The organism is Streptomyces bugieae (genome assembly GCF_036352915.1).
Taxonomy (GTDB): Bacteria; Actinomycetota; Actinomycetes; order Streptomycetales; family Streptomycetaceae; genus Streptomyces; species Streptomyces endophytica.
Map to the genome: position 1 here is coordinate 1 of NZ_JAZBJP010000212.1, position 406 is coordinate 406.

At 69.7% G+C, this 406-nt stretch carries 2 protein-coding genes; both read right to left on the reverse strand.

All coding sequences use genetic code 11. The annotated features are described in order from the left end of the window. On the reverse strand, nucleotides 1-109 hold a 109-nt coding region (locus V2J85_RS41575; RefSeq protein WP_419836891.1), incomplete at its 3' end, for a DNA-directed RNA polymerase subunit omega. Next, nucleotides 106-406: nicotinamide mononucleotide transporter family protein (locus V2J85_RS40930; RefSeq protein WP_330824435.1), on the reverse strand; the 301-nt coding region annotated here is incomplete at its 5' end. The genes V2J85_RS41575 and V2J85_RS40930, both read right to left, overlap by 4 nt.

A 406-nucleotide genomic window follows, 5' to 3' on the forward strand; every position in this document is an offset into this window, starting at 1 on the left:
CGGGGCGGCCCGCGGCGATGTCACGGATGGCCTGCTCGACCGGGTCCAGGGAGAGGTCCTCGACGAGCGGGTCGTGGCCGGGGTGCAGCCATGTGGGCTGGGCAGTCATGCCGGGGCTCCTTCCAGAGCGGGTGTCCGCGTACGCAGCCACCAGTCGCGCATGCCCCACAGGACGAGGGCGCCGTAGATGATGTAGACGAAGCCGGAGAAGGCGAAGCCGTTGGCGAAGTTCAGCGGGACGCCGACGAGGTCGACCAGGAGCCAGGCGAACCAGAACTCGACCATGCCCTTGGCCTGGGCGTACATCGCCACGATCGTGCCGACGAAGATGTACGCGTCCGGCCACGGGTCCCAGGAGAGCGAGGGGAAGGCGGTGAACAGGCCGCCGACGGCGAGGGTGCCGAGG